This window comes from Pseudomonas sp. SJZ078 (genome assembly GCF_007828255.1).
Lineage (GTDB): Bacteria > Pseudomonadota > Gammaproteobacteria > Pseudomonadales > Pseudomonadaceae > Aquipseudomonas.
In genome coordinates this window covers 1-14,735 of record NZ_VIUG01000030.1, presented here as the reverse complement: position 1 = coordinate 14,735, position 14,735 = coordinate 1, and the positions used below count along the sequence as shown (strand labels likewise).

The 14,735-nt window shown below is 62.6% G+C and carries 13 protein-coding genes; 8 read left to right on the top strand and 5 right to left on the bottom strand.

The genetic code is table 11. The features are described 5' to 3' along the window. The first annotated feature begins 8 nt into the window (after window positions 1-8). Window positions 9-476 carry a TlpA disulfide reductase family protein gene (locus FBY02_RS22110; RefSeq protein WP_144930263.1) on the top strand — a complete coding sequence of 156 codons (468 nt, stop codon included), beginning with the start codon at window positions 9-11 and terminating at the stop codon, window positions 474-476. Between the two features lie 96 nt (window positions 477-572). Here the strand turns inward: FBY02_RS22110 and FBY02_RS22105 are convergent, their stop codons facing one another. The 4 genes from FBY02_RS22105 to FBY02_RS22090 form a co-directional block, all read right to left on the bottom strand. After that, window positions 573-977 (bottom strand): META domain-containing protein, encoded by a 405-nt coding sequence (locus FBY02_RS22105; RefSeq protein WP_144930262.1) that lies wholly within the window; start codon window positions 975-977, stop codon window positions 573-575. Next, window positions 977-1,411 (bottom strand): hypothetical protein, encoded by a 435-nt coding sequence (locus tag FBY02_RS22100; RefSeq protein ID WP_144930261.1) that lies wholly within the window; start codon window positions 1,409-1,411, stop codon window positions 977-979. The genes FBY02_RS22105 and FBY02_RS22100 overlap by 1 nt, the downstream gene beginning before the upstream one ends. A 191-nt stretch (window positions 1,412-1,602) precedes the next feature. Continuing rightward, window positions 1,603-2,592 (bottom strand): 2-hydroxyacid dehydrogenase, encoded by a 990-nt coding sequence (locus FBY02_RS22095; RefSeq protein WP_144930260.1) that lies wholly within the window; start codon window positions 2,590-2,592, stop codon window positions 1,603-1,605. A 67-nt stretch (window positions 2,593-2,659) separates the two neighbouring features. After that, window positions 2,660-5,410 carry a response regulator gene (locus FBY02_RS22090; protein ID WP_144930259.1) on the bottom strand — a complete coding sequence of 917 codons (2,751 nt, stop codon included), beginning with the start codon at window positions 5,408-5,410 and terminating at the stop codon, window positions 2,660-2,662. Window positions 5,411-5,624: 214 nt separating this feature from the next. Between FBY02_RS22090 and FBY02_RS22085 the strand changes: the two genes are divergently transcribed. From FBY02_RS22085 to FBY02_RS22055, 7 genes are all read left to right on the top strand, one after another. Then, window positions 5,625-6,347 (top strand): response regulator transcription factor, encoded by a 723-nt coding sequence (locus FBY02_RS22085; protein ID WP_144930258.1) that lies wholly within the window; start codon window positions 5,625-5,627, stop codon window positions 6,345-6,347. Then, complete coding sequence (locus tag FBY02_RS22080; RefSeq protein ID WP_144930257.1) at window positions 6,334-7,734, top strand: sensor histidine kinase; 1,401 nt, start codon at window positions 6,334-6,336, stop codon at window positions 7,732-7,734. The genes FBY02_RS22085 and FBY02_RS22080 overlap by 14 nt, the downstream gene beginning before the upstream one ends. A gap of 80 nt (window positions 7,735-7,814) precedes the next feature. Then, window positions 7,815-8,717, top strand: coding sequence for a cysteine synthase CysM (gene cysM, locus FBY02_RS22075; protein ID WP_144930256.1), 903 nt, complete (start codon window positions 7,815-7,817; stop codon window positions 8,715-8,717). Beyond that, complete coding sequence (rlmD, locus tag FBY02_RS22070; protein ID WP_144930255.1) at window positions 8,717-10,087, top strand: 23S rRNA (uracil(1939)-C(5))-methyltransferase RlmD; 1,371 nt, start codon at window positions 8,717-8,719, stop codon at window positions 10,085-10,087. The genes cysM and rlmD overlap by 1 nt, the downstream gene beginning before the upstream one ends. 101 nt (window positions 10,088-10,188) lie before the next feature. Continuing rightward, on the top strand, window positions 10,189-12,435 hold the full coding sequence (gene relA / locus FBY02_RS22065; RefSeq protein WP_144930254.1) for a GTP diphosphokinase: 2,247 nt from the start codon (window positions 10,189-10,191) through the stop codon (window positions 12,433-12,435). A 128-nt stretch (window positions 12,436-12,563) separates the two neighbouring features. After that, window positions 12,564-13,397: a nucleoside triphosphate pyrophosphohydrolase gene (mazG, locus tag FBY02_RS22060; RefSeq protein ID WP_144930253.1), complete on the top strand. Its 834-nt coding sequence runs from the start codon at window positions 12,564-12,566 to the stop codon at window positions 13,395-13,397. Window positions 13,398-13,423: 26 nt separating this feature from the next. Next, complete coding sequence (locus tag FBY02_RS22055; protein WP_024779739.1) at window positions 13,424-13,963, top strand: DUF2058 domain-containing protein; 540 nt, start codon at window positions 13,424-13,426, stop codon at window positions 13,961-13,963. A 128-nt stretch (window positions 13,964-14,091) separates the two neighbouring features. On the opposite strand, the gene FBY02_RS22050 is transcribed toward FBY02_RS22055, so the two are convergent. Next, complete coding sequence (locus FBY02_RS22050) at window positions 14,092-14,286, bottom strand: hypothetical protein (RefSeq protein WP_144930252.1); 195 nt, start codon at window positions 14,284-14,286, stop codon at window positions 14,092-14,094. Between the last annotated feature and the right edge of the window lie 449 nt (window positions 14,287-14,735).

Sequence of the window (14,735 nt, the reverse complement as noted above, 5' to 3'; positions counted from 1 at the left end):
ATTGGCACATGGCAAGGCGATTGACGGCGGCACTGGCATTCATGGGGATCCTGTTGCTCGCCGGTTGCGGAAACGACTACGGTGTCGACCAGAACGGCCAGGCGATCGCCTCGCAACGGCTGGACAAACAATGGCTGGTCATCAACTACTGGGCCGAATGGTGCGCCCCGTGCCGCACCGAGATCCCGGAGTTCAATGCCTTGGCCGAACGGCTCAAGGGACGCAACGTCGGTGTGTTCGGGGTCAATTTCGATCAGGTGCAAGGCGAGGAGCTCAAGAGCGCCAGCGACAAGATGGGTATCCGGTTCACCGTGCTGGCCCAGGACCCGGCCGAGATCTTCGACCTGCCACGCAGTGAGGGGTTGCCGGTGACTTACATCATCGACAACGAGGGCAAGGTGCGTGAGCAATTGCTGGGTGAGCAGACGGCGGCGGGGGTGATGGCGAAGCTTGAGGCGTTGCGGGCGCTTAAATAGCAATTTGTGATGGAGAGGTTGTGAGGGGTGGTGTGGCGAGGGGATAAATCCCCTCGCCACAGGCCCTGGCCAGGCTCAAGATTTCCGCTTGGAAGCTCAGCCTTCCTCCAGCCACCACCGCAGCGGCTTGCCCTGGGCCGGCCAGAAACGTATCTGCTCGATGGGCGAGATGTCCCAGCGCTGGACCTTTTCCAGCGCCTGCAAGAACCGCGACTCCTGCTCCATCACGGCCGGCCCGCAGAGTTTGCGGGTGCTGCCGATCTTGCCGAAGCTCAAGCGGTGGCCTTCCAGGGTATAGGGGGCGAACCAGTGATTGCAGCCGGCATTGCCGTAGGCGCGGCCGTCCTCACCAAGGGTGATGGTCAAGTGGCTGTAATCCATCAATGGTCGTTCACCGATCCACTCCAGGATGTAGCTGCGGTTCTGTTGCAACTGTACAGGTTCGGCGGCACAACCCAGCAGGCTCATGCCGATCAGCGCGGACAGGACCAGACGTTTCATCAGGCGGCGTCCCTGCATGTCGGGCACAGGTGCTTTTCACCCACGGTGGACCAGCCCAGCTCGGCGATGCGTGCGCTGGCGGCCGGCTTCTGCCCCTTGATGCCGAGCTTGGCATCAACGGCAAATTCGAAGCTCAGCACCTTGGCGCAACTGTCGCAATTGACCTTCCAAGTATGGATCGCCAATTCGCCGAACACCGGGCCGGTGGTCATGGCGGTCCATTGACCCATGGGCTTGAGCAGGTGGCGAACCGTGTCCACGGTCAGGCGCATGGACAAATCCTTGCTGCCCTTCAGCGTGACCAGCAGTACGTCATTGGCCTGGATCGAACCGCCGTTGCCGGTGACCTGATAGCGGCCCGGCGCCAATGCGCGGACTTCGGTCAAGGTGTGCTGCGGGTTCATCAGGGTGTAGCGGAAATCGTGCTCGGCCATGGGTCCTCCAAAATAGGCGCGACATGCTAGCACGGGGTATGGTGGGGGGTGGTCCGGATGCGACGAAGTCCTCTTTCCCTTTGTGGGAGCGAGCCTGCTCGCGATAGCGGTCTGTCAGTTGACATCGATGCCGGCTGATCTGGCGCTATCGCGAGCAGGCTCGCTCCCACAGGGGGGCGTGCTGGGTTGGCTTAGTCGTTCACCAGGTTTTGCGGCGTGCCGTTCGCCCAGGCCGCGATGTTGTCCAGGGTGGTCGTGGCGATTGCGTCCAGCGCTTCATGGGTCAGGAACGCCTGGTGCGCGGTGACCACCACGTTGGGGAAGGTCAGCAGCCGTGCCAGCACGTCGTCCTGCAAGGGCTGGTCGGAGCGATCCTTGAAAAACAGCTGGGCCTCTTCCTCATAGACGTCCAACCCCAGATAGCCCAACTGACCGCTTTTCAGCGCTTCGATCAGGGCCGGTGTATCCACCAGGCCGCCGCGCCCGGTGTTGATCAGCATGGCGCCGGGTTGCATGGTCGCCAGCGAGTCGGCGTTGATCAGGTGCCGGCTTTGCTCGTTCAGCGGGCAGTGCAGGCTGATGATCTGTGCTTGCGCCAGCAGATCGGCCAGGGGCAAGTAACGGGCTCCCAGGGTTTCGACCTGAGGGTTGGGATAGGGGTCGTAAGCCAGCAAGTGGCAGCCGAAGCCGGCCATGATCCGCGCGAATGTCGCGCCGATCTGTCCAGTACCGACCACCCCGACCGTCTTGCCCACCAGGTCGAATCCGGTCAGACCATGGAGGCTGAAGTTGCCGTCGCGGGTGCGGTTGTAGGCACGGTGCAGGCAGCGATTGAGCGCCATGATCAGCGCCACCGCATGTTCGGCCACTGCATGGGGCGAGTAGGCCGGCACCCGGACGATACTCAATCCCAGGCGCCTGGCGGCGGGCAGGTCGACATGGTTGTAGCCGGCCGAGCGTAGGGCGATCAACCGGGTTCCACCGTTTGCCAACCGTTCCAACACTGGGGCGCTCAGGTCATCGTTGATGAATGCGCACACCACCTCGTGCCGCTCGGCCAGGGCCACGGTGTCCAGGTTCAAGCGGGCCGGCTGGAATTGCAGTTCAACGTCGGCGGGCCGCGGGGCCTTGGTGAAGCTGTCTCGATCGTAGGTCTGGCTGCTGAAAAGAATCACGCGCATGGCGGCCTCCTGGCACTTTGAAGGGTGTCAGTCTAGCTGCCATCACCCGTGTGCCTGTTGTCCTGGATCAGGCGCTGATGCGTGCCTCGCTGGCCAGGCGATCGATGGCGCGATCCAGGTCTTCCAGGGCGGCCGCGGCCTTGGGATCCTGTTGCTTGAGCAGGGTTTCGCTGCGCTGGCAGGCGGCGCGCAATTGCGGAACGCCGCAGTAGCGTGTGGCGCCGTGCAGGCGATGAACCCGCTCGACCAGGGCATTGTGGTCGTTGGCCTCGCTGGCCTGGCGAATCGCTTCGCGGTCGGCTTCCAGGGAGGCCAGCAGCATCGCCAGCATGTCTGCCGCCAGGTCGGCCTTGCCGGCGGCCAGGCGCAGACCTTCTTCGGGATCGAGCACCAGCAGCTCACTGCCGCCCTGGGCGTCGAAGCCTCGCTCCGGGGATTGATTGCGCAGGGCCAGGCCGGTCCATTTGAGCACCACCTGGGCCAGTTGCCGCTCGCTGATGGGTTTGGTCAGGTAGTCGTCCATGCCGCTTTGCAGCAGGGCGCGTTTTTCGTTGGCCATGGCATGGGCGGTGAGGGCGACAATCGGCAGCGGCGTGCAGTGCCGCTCGCTTTCCCATTGGCGGATGGCCTCGGTACTCTGGCGACCGTCCATGCCGGGCATCTGCACGTCCATCAGGACCAGGTCGAAGGTTTCCTTCTGCACGGCCTGGACCGCGGCATAGCCGCTTTCCACTGCCAGCACTTTGGCGCCCATGTCTTCGAGCAGGGTTTGCACCAGCAGCAGGTTGGCCGGGTTGTCGTCCACGCACAGGACCTTGGGCGCGCGGCTGGCCACCGGTTCGTTGGGTTCGTTGCGCGGCGGGCGCGGGTTGACCAGGTCGGACAGCGAGCGGCGCAACTTGCGGGTACAGGCCGGCTTGGCCTGCAACTGGCTGTGGGGGTTGGGCACTGAGAGGTGGTACAGGGTCTGCTCGGTGGTCGGGCACAGCACCAGAACTTTGCAGCCAAGGTGCTCCAGGTCCCAGATGTGCTGGTTGAGGCGTTCCGGCGGCATGTCGTTGCTGGTGATGCCCAGCACGGCCAGGTCGATGGCCTGGTCGGTCTGGTGGGCGATGGTCACGCCATTGGTCAGGTTTTCCAGGGTATTGAACGGCGTCACCTGCAAGCCACAGTCTTCGAGCTGATGCTGCAAGGCCTGGCGGGCCAGGTCGTGGTTTTCCAACAGGGCCACATGACGACCCAGCAACGGTGGGCCGGGCAGGTCCTCGGCGTCGTCACGGGTTTTGGGCAGGCGCAGGCTGATCCAGAATTCCGAGCCTTCGCCGGGTGTGCTGTCGACCCCGATCTCGCCGCCCATCTGTTCCACCAGACGTTTGGAAATCACCAGGCCCAAGCCGGTGCCGCCCGGTTGCCGCGACAGCGAATTGTCGGCCTGGCTGAATGCCTGGAAGAGTGCCCGCACGTCCTGGTTCGACAGGCCGATCCCGGTGTCCTGGATGCTGATGCGCAATTGCACGCTGTCTTCGTGTTCGTCTTCGAGCATGGCCCGGGCGACGATGGTGCCCTCGCGGGTGAACTTGATGGCGTTGCTCACCAGATTGGTAAGGATCTGCTTGAGTCGCAGCGGATCGCCCACCAGCGACAACGGTGTGTCGCGGTAGACCAGGCTCACCAGCTCCAACTGTTTGGCATGGGCGGCTGGGGCGAGGATGGTCAGGGTGTCCTGCAACAGGTCCCGCAGGTTGAACGGGATGCTGTCGAGCACCAGCTTGCCGGCCTCGATCTTCGAAAAATCGAGGATCTCGTTGATGATGCCCAGCAGGCTGTCGGCGGACTTTTCGATGGTGCCCAGATAATCGAGCTGGCGCGGGGTCAGTTCGCTCTTCTGCAGCAGGTGCGTGAAGCCGAGGATGCCATTGAGGGGCGTACGGATTTCATGGCTCATGTTCGCCAGGAATTCGGACTTGATCCGGCTGGCCTCCAGGGCCTCCTTGCGGGCCAGGTCCAGCTCGATGTTCTGGATCTCGATGGTTTCCAGGTTCTGGCGCACGTCTTCGGTGGCCTGGTCGATGCTGTGCTGCAATTCTTCCTGGGCGTTCTGCAAGGTGCCGGCCATGCGGTTGATGCCTGACGCCAGCTCATCCAGCTCCTGGCTGCCCAGCGGGGGCAGGCGGGTTTCCAGGTGACCATCCTTGAGCTGCGCCACGGCCAGCTTGATCTGGCTCAGCGGTCGGTTGATCGTGCGGCCCATGCGTAGGGCCAGCAAGCCGGTCAGGCCCAGGCCGGCGGTAATCAGCAACAGGCTGGCAAACAGGCTGCGGTAACCGCGCAGCAACATGCCGCTGTGGGACAACTCCAGCTCGACCCAGCCCAGCAGGCGGTCGGCTTCTTCGGGAATCAGTTCGCCGGCGAGGTTGCGATGCTTGCCGAATACTGGCAGCAGGTAACGCGTGGCATCGTTGCCGGTACGTTGCAGCAGTTGGGCACTGTTGCCCTCCGGTGCACGGTTGAGCATGGTCGGGCCGGCGTGGGCCAGGGGCGTGCGGTCGGGGGCGAGGAAGGTCACGGCGCGCACGTCCGTCTGTTCGAGGGATTGGGTGGCGATGCGCTCCAGCAAATCGCTGTCCTGGCGACTCATGGCCGGGGCGACCAGCGGGGCAAGCTGTTCGGCGATCATCTCGCCACGCTGCAGCAACTGGGCATGCAGGTCCGCTTGCTGCATCCAGGTGAAATAGCCGCCCAGGACCAGCGCCATCAGGCTGGTCGGCAACAAGGTCAGCAACAGCACGCGGCCTTTGATTCCCAGTTTCTTCAGCACACTTGTCTCCTGCATCCAGCGGTCCGATCGACTTCGCGCGCATCCGGCACGCAATACCTGCGCAGTGTAGCGATTTGCAGGCGGGCGATCTTCGTAAAATTCATGTCGCCGTGCATCCGTACTGCCGGGTGTATCGGTGTAGCGATGCACGGCAGTTGCCTCATGGGAGGCGATCTTGAATAATTTGGCAACTGAGAAATATTTGCAGATAGTCATGAATCCCATTCCCGTCGGTCGTCCGCGCATTCTTTCCATCGAAGACGATCCCGTACTGGGCGCCTATGTCCACGAGCACCTGGGCCGCAGCGGGTTCGACGTGACCTGGTGCCAGAACGGCCAAGAAGGCCTGGACGTTGCCAATCGCCAGGCTTTCGACGTAGTGCTCATGGACATCCTGCTGCCGGGCCTGGATGGGCTCGCGGTGCTGACCCGTTTGCGCCAGAGCCATTCGACCCCGGTCGTACTGATGTCTGCCCTGGGGGCCGAAGCCGACCGCATCAGTGGTTTTCGCCTCGGTGCCGACGATTACCTGCCCAAGCCCTTCAGCATGGCTGAGCTGCACGTGCGTATCGAAGCCATCCTGCGCCGGGTGGCCCTGGATCGGCGTCCGGCGCCGGTGTTGCCGGTGCATCAGGCCCAGGGGCTGGATTTCGATGAAGAACGCTGTGACGTGCAAGTTGCCGGGCAGCTGGCCGGGCTGACCCGCAGCGAGTACCGCCTGCTGGAAGTCCTGCACCGCAGCGGCGACGAAGTGCTGAGCAAGGCCTTCCTTTATCAGCACGTCCTGCAACGTGGCTATGCGCCCCACGACCGCAGCCTGGACATGCACGTCAGCCAGATCCGTCGCAAGCTCAAGGCCATCGGTTACACCGCGCGGGAAGTGCGCACGGTATGGGGCAAGGGGTATGTCTTGAGTGCCGTCGATGAAATGGTCTGATCTGCCCCCACGGCATTCACTGTTCTGGAAACTGGCGTGCCTGCTGGTGGCGTTCTGTCTGTTGATGATCTGGCTGAGCTGGTCCTGGGGACGCTACATGGAGCAGCGCAACCAGTTCCTCTCGGACGAGGCCCGAGGCACCCTCACGCGTTATGCCGCCGAGGCCGAGCAGGCTTGGCTAGGCGGCAGCCAGGCAGGTGTCGATCGGTGGTTACAAAGCATGCAACAGCGGGAAGCCAGTTGGGTCGGCGTCATCGGTGCGGACTTGCAGTCCCTGAGCGAGCATCCGCTGACGGATAAGGAAATCGAACGCCTGACGTTCCTGCGAGGGCTCGACTGGCCCATCCACCGCAAAGGCCGGCCGTGGCTGCGGGTACCGTTTCCCGAGGATCCGTCCGCTGGCAGCCTGGTAATCGAATTGCCTGAGCGTTTCCTGCCGGGACGATATCGGGTGTTCTGGCGGGTGATTACCAATGGCGTGATTCCCGGTCTGTTCACCTTGTTGCTGTGCGTCGGCCTGTATCGCTTGCTGGTGGTGCCGCTCAATCAACTGCGCGAGCAGGCCAATGCCTGGCGCGTCGATCAGTTGAACGTGCGCCTGCCCAGTCGCACCACCGACCGGAGCGACGAGTTGGGTGAGCTGGGGCGTGCGTTCGATCACATGGCCGAACGGCTGCAGTCGACCGTCATCCTGCAACAGCAACTGCTGCGCGACCTGTCCCACGAATTGCGCACACCCCTGAGTCGCTTGCAGGTCGCCAGCGAAAGCGAGCAAGCGCTCGATTCCTTGCGTGAGCGGGTCACCCGGGAAGTCGAGGGCATGCAGCGGTTGGTGGAGGACACCTTGCAACTGGCCTGGCTCGACGCCGACCGTGCGCCGCTGCCTGGGGAAGCCATCCAGATCCAGGCGTTGTGGGAAATGCTCACGGAAAATGCCTGCTACGAAAGTGCCTGGCCCGCCAGCCAACTGCATTGCGCCGTAGCGGCCGGCTGTTGGGTGCAGGGCAACCTCAATACCCTGGCCCAGGCCCTGGAAAATATCCTGCGTAATGCCATCCGCCATTCCCCGTCCGATGGCATCGTGCGCCTGGACGGCCGACGCGAAGGCGCCTTCTGGCATCTGTGGCTGGAGGACGAAGGCGGCGGGGTGGCGGAGCAGGACCTGCGGCGTATCTTCGATCCTTTCACCCGCCTCGATGGCTCCCGTCCCGGCGATGGCGGCTTTGGCCTGGGCCTGAGCATCGCGCGCAACGCGGTGCAGCGCCAGGGCGGGCGGATGTGGGCGGAGAATGGTGAGCGAGGGTTGCGGTTGAATCTGTGGCTGATGGCCGATGCCAAGCCCACCGCCACAGAGGGCATTGGCAGACCTTATTCCTTTAAGCCATAACCTCCACACTTTGCGTGATATGGCCGAGCAGGGTTTGCCGGTATGATAGGCGCCCCCGCAGCCCGGATTGCGAATACGCCATGACTGTGCAATACCCCACCATCGCCGATTGCGTCGGCAACACTCCGCTGGTCCGTTTGCAGCGCCTGCCTGGCGTGACCAGCAATACGCTTTTGCTCAAGCTCGAAGGGAACAACCCGGCGGGTTCGGTCAAGGACCGGCCGGCGCTGTCGATGATTACCCGTGGCGAGTTGCGCGGGCAGATCCAGCCCGGCGATACCCTGATCGAGGCGACCTCCGGCAACACCGGGATTGCCCTGGCGATGGCGGCGGCGATCAAGGGCTACAAGATGATCCTGATCATGCCTGACAACTCCAGTGCCGAGCGCAAGGCGGCGATGACCGCTTACGGCGCCGAGTTGATCCTCGTCACCAAGGATGAGGGCATGGAAGGCGCCCGTGACCTGGCCGAGCGAATGCAGGCCGAGGGGCGTGGCAAGGTGCTCGACCAATTCGCCAACGGCGACAACCCCGAGGCCCACTACACCACCACCGGTCCCGAGATCTGGCGCCAGACCGACGGCACCATCACCCATTTCGTCAGCTCGATGGGCACCACCGGTACCATCATGGGCACTTCGCGCTACCTGAAGGAAAAGAACCCGAATGTGCAGATCGTCGGCCTGCAGCCGATGGAAGGCGCGTCGATCCCCGGCATCCGCCGCTGGCCCGAGGAATATCTGCCGAAGATCTACCAGGCCGACCGTGTGGACCGCATCATCGACATGGCCCAGAGCGAAGCCGAGGACGTGACCCGGCGCCTGGCCCGCGAGGAAGGCATATTCTGCGGCGTATCGTCCGGCGGTGCCGTGGCGGGCATGCTGCGCTTGTCGAAGGAAGTTGAAAACGCAGTGATCGTCGCGATCATCTGCGACCGCGGCGATCGCTACCTGTCCACCGGCATTTTCGACGCGCCCAACTGATGGCCAAGCATGAAAGAGGCTTGCGCTTCCAGCCCAGCGGCGGAAGCCGGGCGCCACAGGTGCCGACCGGCAAAAAACAGCGCCTGGTCATCGAGCGCCTGGCCAACGATGGTCGGGGCATCGCGTTTGTCGACGGGCGTACCTGGTTCGTCATCGGTGCCCTGGCTGGCGAAGAGGTCGAGGCGCGGGTGCTGGGTGCCCATGGCAAGGTGGTCGAGGCACGCACCGAACGAGTATTCCAGGCCAGCGAACTGCGCCGTGCCGCGCCCTGCATCCATGCCGGTCGATGTGGTGGTTGCAGCGTTCAGCATCTGCCCCACGACGAACAGCTCGCCCTGAAACAGCGCATGCTCGCCGAGCAATTGTCGCGGGTTGCCGCTGTGGTGCCGGAGGAATGGGCCGCGCCGCTGAGCGGGCCGGAGTTCGCTTACCGGCGCCGGGCCCGCGTGGCGGTGCGCTGGGATCAGAAAGCCAGGAAGCTCGAGGTTGGTTTCCGTGCCGTCGGCAGCCAGGAGATTGTCGCCATCGGCGATTGCCCTGTGCTGGTACAGCCTTTGCAGCCGATCATGAGCCGCTTGCCGGACATGCTCCGCCGCTTGAGCAAACCCCAGGCGCTGGGGCATGTGGAATTGTTCGCCGGCTCGTCCCTGGCGGTATTGCTGCGGCACATGGCGCCGCTGTCGGAAGCCGACCTGACGATCCTCAAGGATTTCTGCGCATTCCATGGCGCCCAACTGTGGCTGCACGGCGAAGGTGAGCCGCAACCGGTCGACGCTGGGTTGACCCTGGGCTATCGCCTGGACACCTGGGAGCTGGACCTGGCTTATCGGCCGGGGGATTTCATTCAGGTGAACGCCGGGATCAACGAGGCGATGATCGCCCAGGCGCTACAGTGGCTGGCGCCGCGAGCCGAGGAGCGGGTGCTGGATCTGTTCTGCGGCCTGGGCAACTTTGCCTTGCCGTTGGCCCGGTGCGTGCGCGAGGTAGTGGCCGTGGAGGGCGTACAGGCCATGGTGGATCGCGCGGCGGCCAATGCCCTCAGCAACAATTTGCATAACACTGCCTTTTTTCAGGCCGATTTATCCCAGCCACTGGCGGGTGCCGAATGGATCGGCGAAGGCTTTTCTGCGGTACTCTTGGACCCACCCCGTGACGGTGCTTTCGAGGTGGTGCGCAAGCTGGCGTCCCTGGGCGCCAAACGGTTGGTTTATGTATCGTGCAACCCGGCAACTTTGGCCCGGGACACGGTCGAATTGATCAAGCAGGGCTACCGGTTAAAACGTGCCGGGATTCTCGATATGTTTCCTCAGACGGCGCATGTCGAGGCCATGGCGTTATTTGAAGCGAGCCAGGATGGCTTGTCCGACTGACCCGTTCGTGCCAACCCGCCACAGCCCTGGGCGGAAACACGGGCAACGAAGGTCAGCGATGTTGACGCATTGAATCTGCGTCGTAGGGAAGGTAAGTAAAGATGGTACAGGTGAGAGCACACCAGCCGATCAACACCGACGGCAGTATCAATCTCGAGGCTTGGCTCGATCACGCGGTCAGTATCGACATGGCACTGGATCGCGAAGCCTTGAAGGAAGCCTGCGAGTTCGCTCGTGAGGCGGAGCAGCAGCACAACGCGGCGAAGAACCTCTGGTCCGAAGGCACGTCGAGTTTTCAGACGGGCCTGGAGATCGCCGAGATCCTTGCCGACCTCAAGCTCGATCAGGATTCGCTGGTAGCCGCGGTGCTGTACCGCGGCGTGCGCGAAGGCCAGATCCAGTTGTCGGTGGTCAGCCAGCGCTTCGGCGCGGTGGTCGCCAAGCTGATCGACGGCGTGCTGCGCATGGCGGCCATCAGTGCCAGCCTCAGCCCGCGTCACTCCATGGTCCTGGGTACCCAGGGCCAGGTAGAAAACCTGCGCAAGATGCTCGTGGCCATGGTCGATGACGTGCGCGTCGCGCTGATCAAGCTGGCCGAGCGGACTTGCGCAATTCGCGCGGTGAAAGCCGCCGACGACGAAAAACGCAATCGTGTCGCCCGGGAAGTTTTCGACATCTATGCCCCCCTGGCCCACCGTCTGGGCATCGGTCACATCAAATGGGAGCTGGAGGACCTGTCCTTCCGCTACCTGGAGCCGGACCAGTACAAGCAGATCGCCAAGCTGCTGCATGAGCGGCGCCTGGACCGCGAGCGCTTCATCACCGACGTGATGACCCAATTGCGCGAAGAACTGCAGGCCACGGGCGTGGAGGCCGACATCAGCGGCCGGGCCAAGCACATCTATTCGATCTGGCGCAAAATGCAGCGCAAGGGCCTGGAGTTCAGCCAGATCTATGACGTGCGCGCCGTTCGCGTACTGGTCCCGGAAATGCGCGACTGCTACACCGCGCTGGGGATCGTCCATACCTTGTGGCGGCACATTCCGAAGGAGTTCGACGACTACATCGCCAACCCCAAGGAAAACGGCTATCGCTCGCTGCACACCGCCGTGATCGGCCCGGAAGGCAAGGTGCTGGAAGTGCAGATCCGCACCCACGCCATGCACGAGGAGGCCGAGCTGGGCGTCTGTGCCCACTGGAAATACAAGGGCACCGACGTCAAGTCCGGGTCCAACCACTACGAAGAGAAAATCTCCTGGCTGCGCCAGGTGCTCGAATGGCACGAGGAACTGGGTGACATCGGTGGCCTGGCGGAACAGCTGCGGGTGGATATCGAGCCGGACCGGGTCTACATCTTCACCCCTGACGGACACGCCATCGACCTGCCCAAGGGCGCGACGCCGCTGGACTTCGCCTATCGGGTCCACACCGAGATCGGCCACAACTGCCGGGGCGCCAAGATCAACGGGCGGATCGTGCCGCTCAACTACAGCCTGCAGACCGGTGAGCAGGTCGAGATCATCACCAGCAAGCATGGCACGCCGAGCCGCGACTGGTTGAACCCGAACCTGGGTTACATCACCACCTCCCGGGCGCGGGCGAAAATCGTCCACTGGTTCAAGTTGCAGGCTCGCGACCAGAACGTCGCCGCCGGCAAGACCCTGATCGAGCGCGAGCTTAGTCGCCTGGGCCTGCCACAGGTGGATTTCGACAAGCTGGCCGAAAAGGCCAACATGAAGACCGCCGAGGACATGTTCGCCGCCCTCGGGGCCGGCGACCTGCGCCTGGCGCAACTGGTCAACCTGGCCCAGCAACTGGTGGAGCCGGAGCGGGGCAACGAACAACTGGAGCTGATCCCGCGCAAGGCCAGCGGCTACAAGCCGGGCAAGCGCGGCGATATCCAGATCCAGGGCGTGGGCAACCTGATGACCCAGATGGCCGGCTGCTGCCAGCCGTTGCCGGGCGATGCGATCGTCGGCTACATCACCCAGGGGCGTGGCGTGAGCATTCACCGCCAGGACTGCGCCTCGGTGCTGCAATTGGCCGGTCGCGAACCCGAGCGGATCATCCAGGTCAGTTGGGGGCCGGTGCCGGTACTCACCTATCCGGTGGACATCGTCATCCGCGCCTACGACCGTTCCGGGCTGCTGCGTGACGTGTCCCAGGTACTGCTGAACGAGCGCATCAACGTGCTGGCGGTCAACACCCGCTCGAACAAGGAAGACAACACAGCGCTGATGTCCCTGACCATCGAGATTCCGGGGCTGGATGCGCTGGGGCGGTTGCTGGGGCGGATTTCCCAGTTGCCGAACATCATCGAGACCCGACGTAACCGGACGCCGGGGTGATCCCATAACTAATTGTGGGAGCGGGCTTGCTCGCGAAGACGATGTGTCAGTCGACATCAATGTTGTCTGATACGCCGCTTTCGCGAGCAAGCCCGCTCCCACAGGGTTTTGTGTGATGAGACGATTTAATGTATAGCCTCGAAGACCTGCTCCACCTCATGAACCGCCTGCGGGACCCGCAGTACGGTTGCCCGTGGGACATCAAGCAGACCTGGGAGACGATCGTCCCCCATACCCTGGAGGAAGCCTACGAAGTGGCCGATGCGATCGAGCGCGGTGACTTCGATCATGTGCAGGGTGAGTTGGGCGACCTGCTGTTCCAGGTGGTGTATTACAGCCAACTTGCCCGGGAAGAAAACCGCTTCGAATTTGCCGGTGTGGTCGACAGCATCACCCGCAAACTGATCCGTCGCCATCCCCACGTATTTCCCACCGGTGACCTATACGCGCCGCTGGATGTGCCACGCCTGAGCGAAGAGCAGGTCAAGCAGCGCTGGGAGGAAATCAAGGCCCAGGAGCGTGCCGAGAAGTCCACCGCGCCGCTGCAACTCTCGCTGCTGGACGATGTGCCCGGCGCGTTGCCGGCGCTGTCCCGTTCGGCCAAATTGCAGAAGCGCGCCGGGCAGGTCGGTTTCGACTGGCCGGACGCCTTGCCGGTACTCGACAAGGTCCGGGAAGAATTGGACGAAGTGCTCGAAGCCATGTCGGAAAACGATCAGGCGGCAGTCACCGACGAGATCGGTGACCTGTTGTTTTCAGTCGTCAACCTGGCCCGGCACCTCAAGGTCGATCCGGAAGGCGCGCTGCGCGCCGCCAACGCCAAGTTCGAGCGACGTTTCCGATTTATCGAACAGGCATTGCGCGACACCCACCGTCCCATGGAAGATTGCACCCTTGAAGAGTTGGACGCCTTGTGGGGCGAAGCCAAACGTCAGGAAAAGAATTTGCCCAGCTGCGGCTGAGGCCGTTGCCTAAGTGAGTAAGCACCATGAGCCTTTCCCTTCGCGACCAGTTGCTCAAAGCAGGGCTGGTCAACCAAAAGCAGGTCAAGCAGGTCGGCAAGGACAAGCAGAAGCAGCAGCGCCTGGCCCACAAAGGCCAGATCGAGCTGGATGACTCCCAGCAGCGCGCCGCCCAGGAGGCCATGGCCGAGAAGGCCCGACGCGACCAGGAACTCAACCGTCAGCAGCAGGAGAAGGCCGAGCAGAAAGCCCGTGCCGCGCAGATCAAGCAATTGATCGAAGTGTCGCGCCTGCCGAAGCTGACTACCGAGGATTACTACAACTTCGTCGACGACAAGAAGGTCAAGCGCATCTCGGTGAACACCTTGATGCGCAATAAGCTGAGCAGCGGCTCCCTGGCGATCGTCCACCATGCCGGCGGCTACGAAGTGATCCCGCGCGAGGCCGCGCTGAAGATCCAGGAACGCGACCCCAAGCGCATCGTCCAGCTCAACACCCAGACCGAAGAAGTGGATGCCGACGATCCGTACGCGGCGTATCAGATTCCTGATGATTTGATGTGGTAGGCAGGACGGTAAGGTAAACGCAAATCCTGTGGGAGCGAGCTTGCTCGCGAAAACGGTGTGTTAGCCGACTCAATGTTGACTGATCATCCGCTTTCGCGAGCAAGCCCGCTCCCACAAGTGTTTCTTCTTCAGGATTCTACCGTTTCACCCGAGCGCTGCCGTTCCTGGCACTCCAGCTCGTCTCTATAGCGGTTGGCCTCCGTCTCGGAGTGGAACATTCCCACCAGCAGATCCTGTTGATGTACATCCCAGATCCGGATACCAGCGGCAATGGCTTCGTGGGACATGTGGGCATCGTCGCGTTCATTTACTTTCACAGTCATCTTGCAAACTCCAATCTCTGTCATCTGCAGCAAGGCGTGTGCAGGGCTTTGTTATAGATTTGGATAGCCTGCTAAGTAAATGTCCTGGCCGGTTAAGAAGTTTTCATGAAAAGTGCAGCTGCCCTGCAGATCAGGCAGTGCGCGGCATTCGGTCGCAGGGCTGTTTCATGAAGAAAATTTCATGGGTGGCAGCAATCCTCCGGTAGTAGCAGAACCCTGTGGGAGCGAGCCTGCTCGCGATTGCGGTGTGTCAGCCAACATCTCGCTGAAAGGTATACCGCTATCGCGAGCAGGCTCGCTCCCACAGGGGTTGGTGTTGTGCATGAAATCACGGGCAAAAAGAAGCCCCGCATTGGCGTAATGCTGTTCACTTAAGCATTTGAGTCCAAGCCGGGCTTTCTAGAAAATCCGATACCAGTCCTCTGGTATCGGATTTTTTATGCCCATTC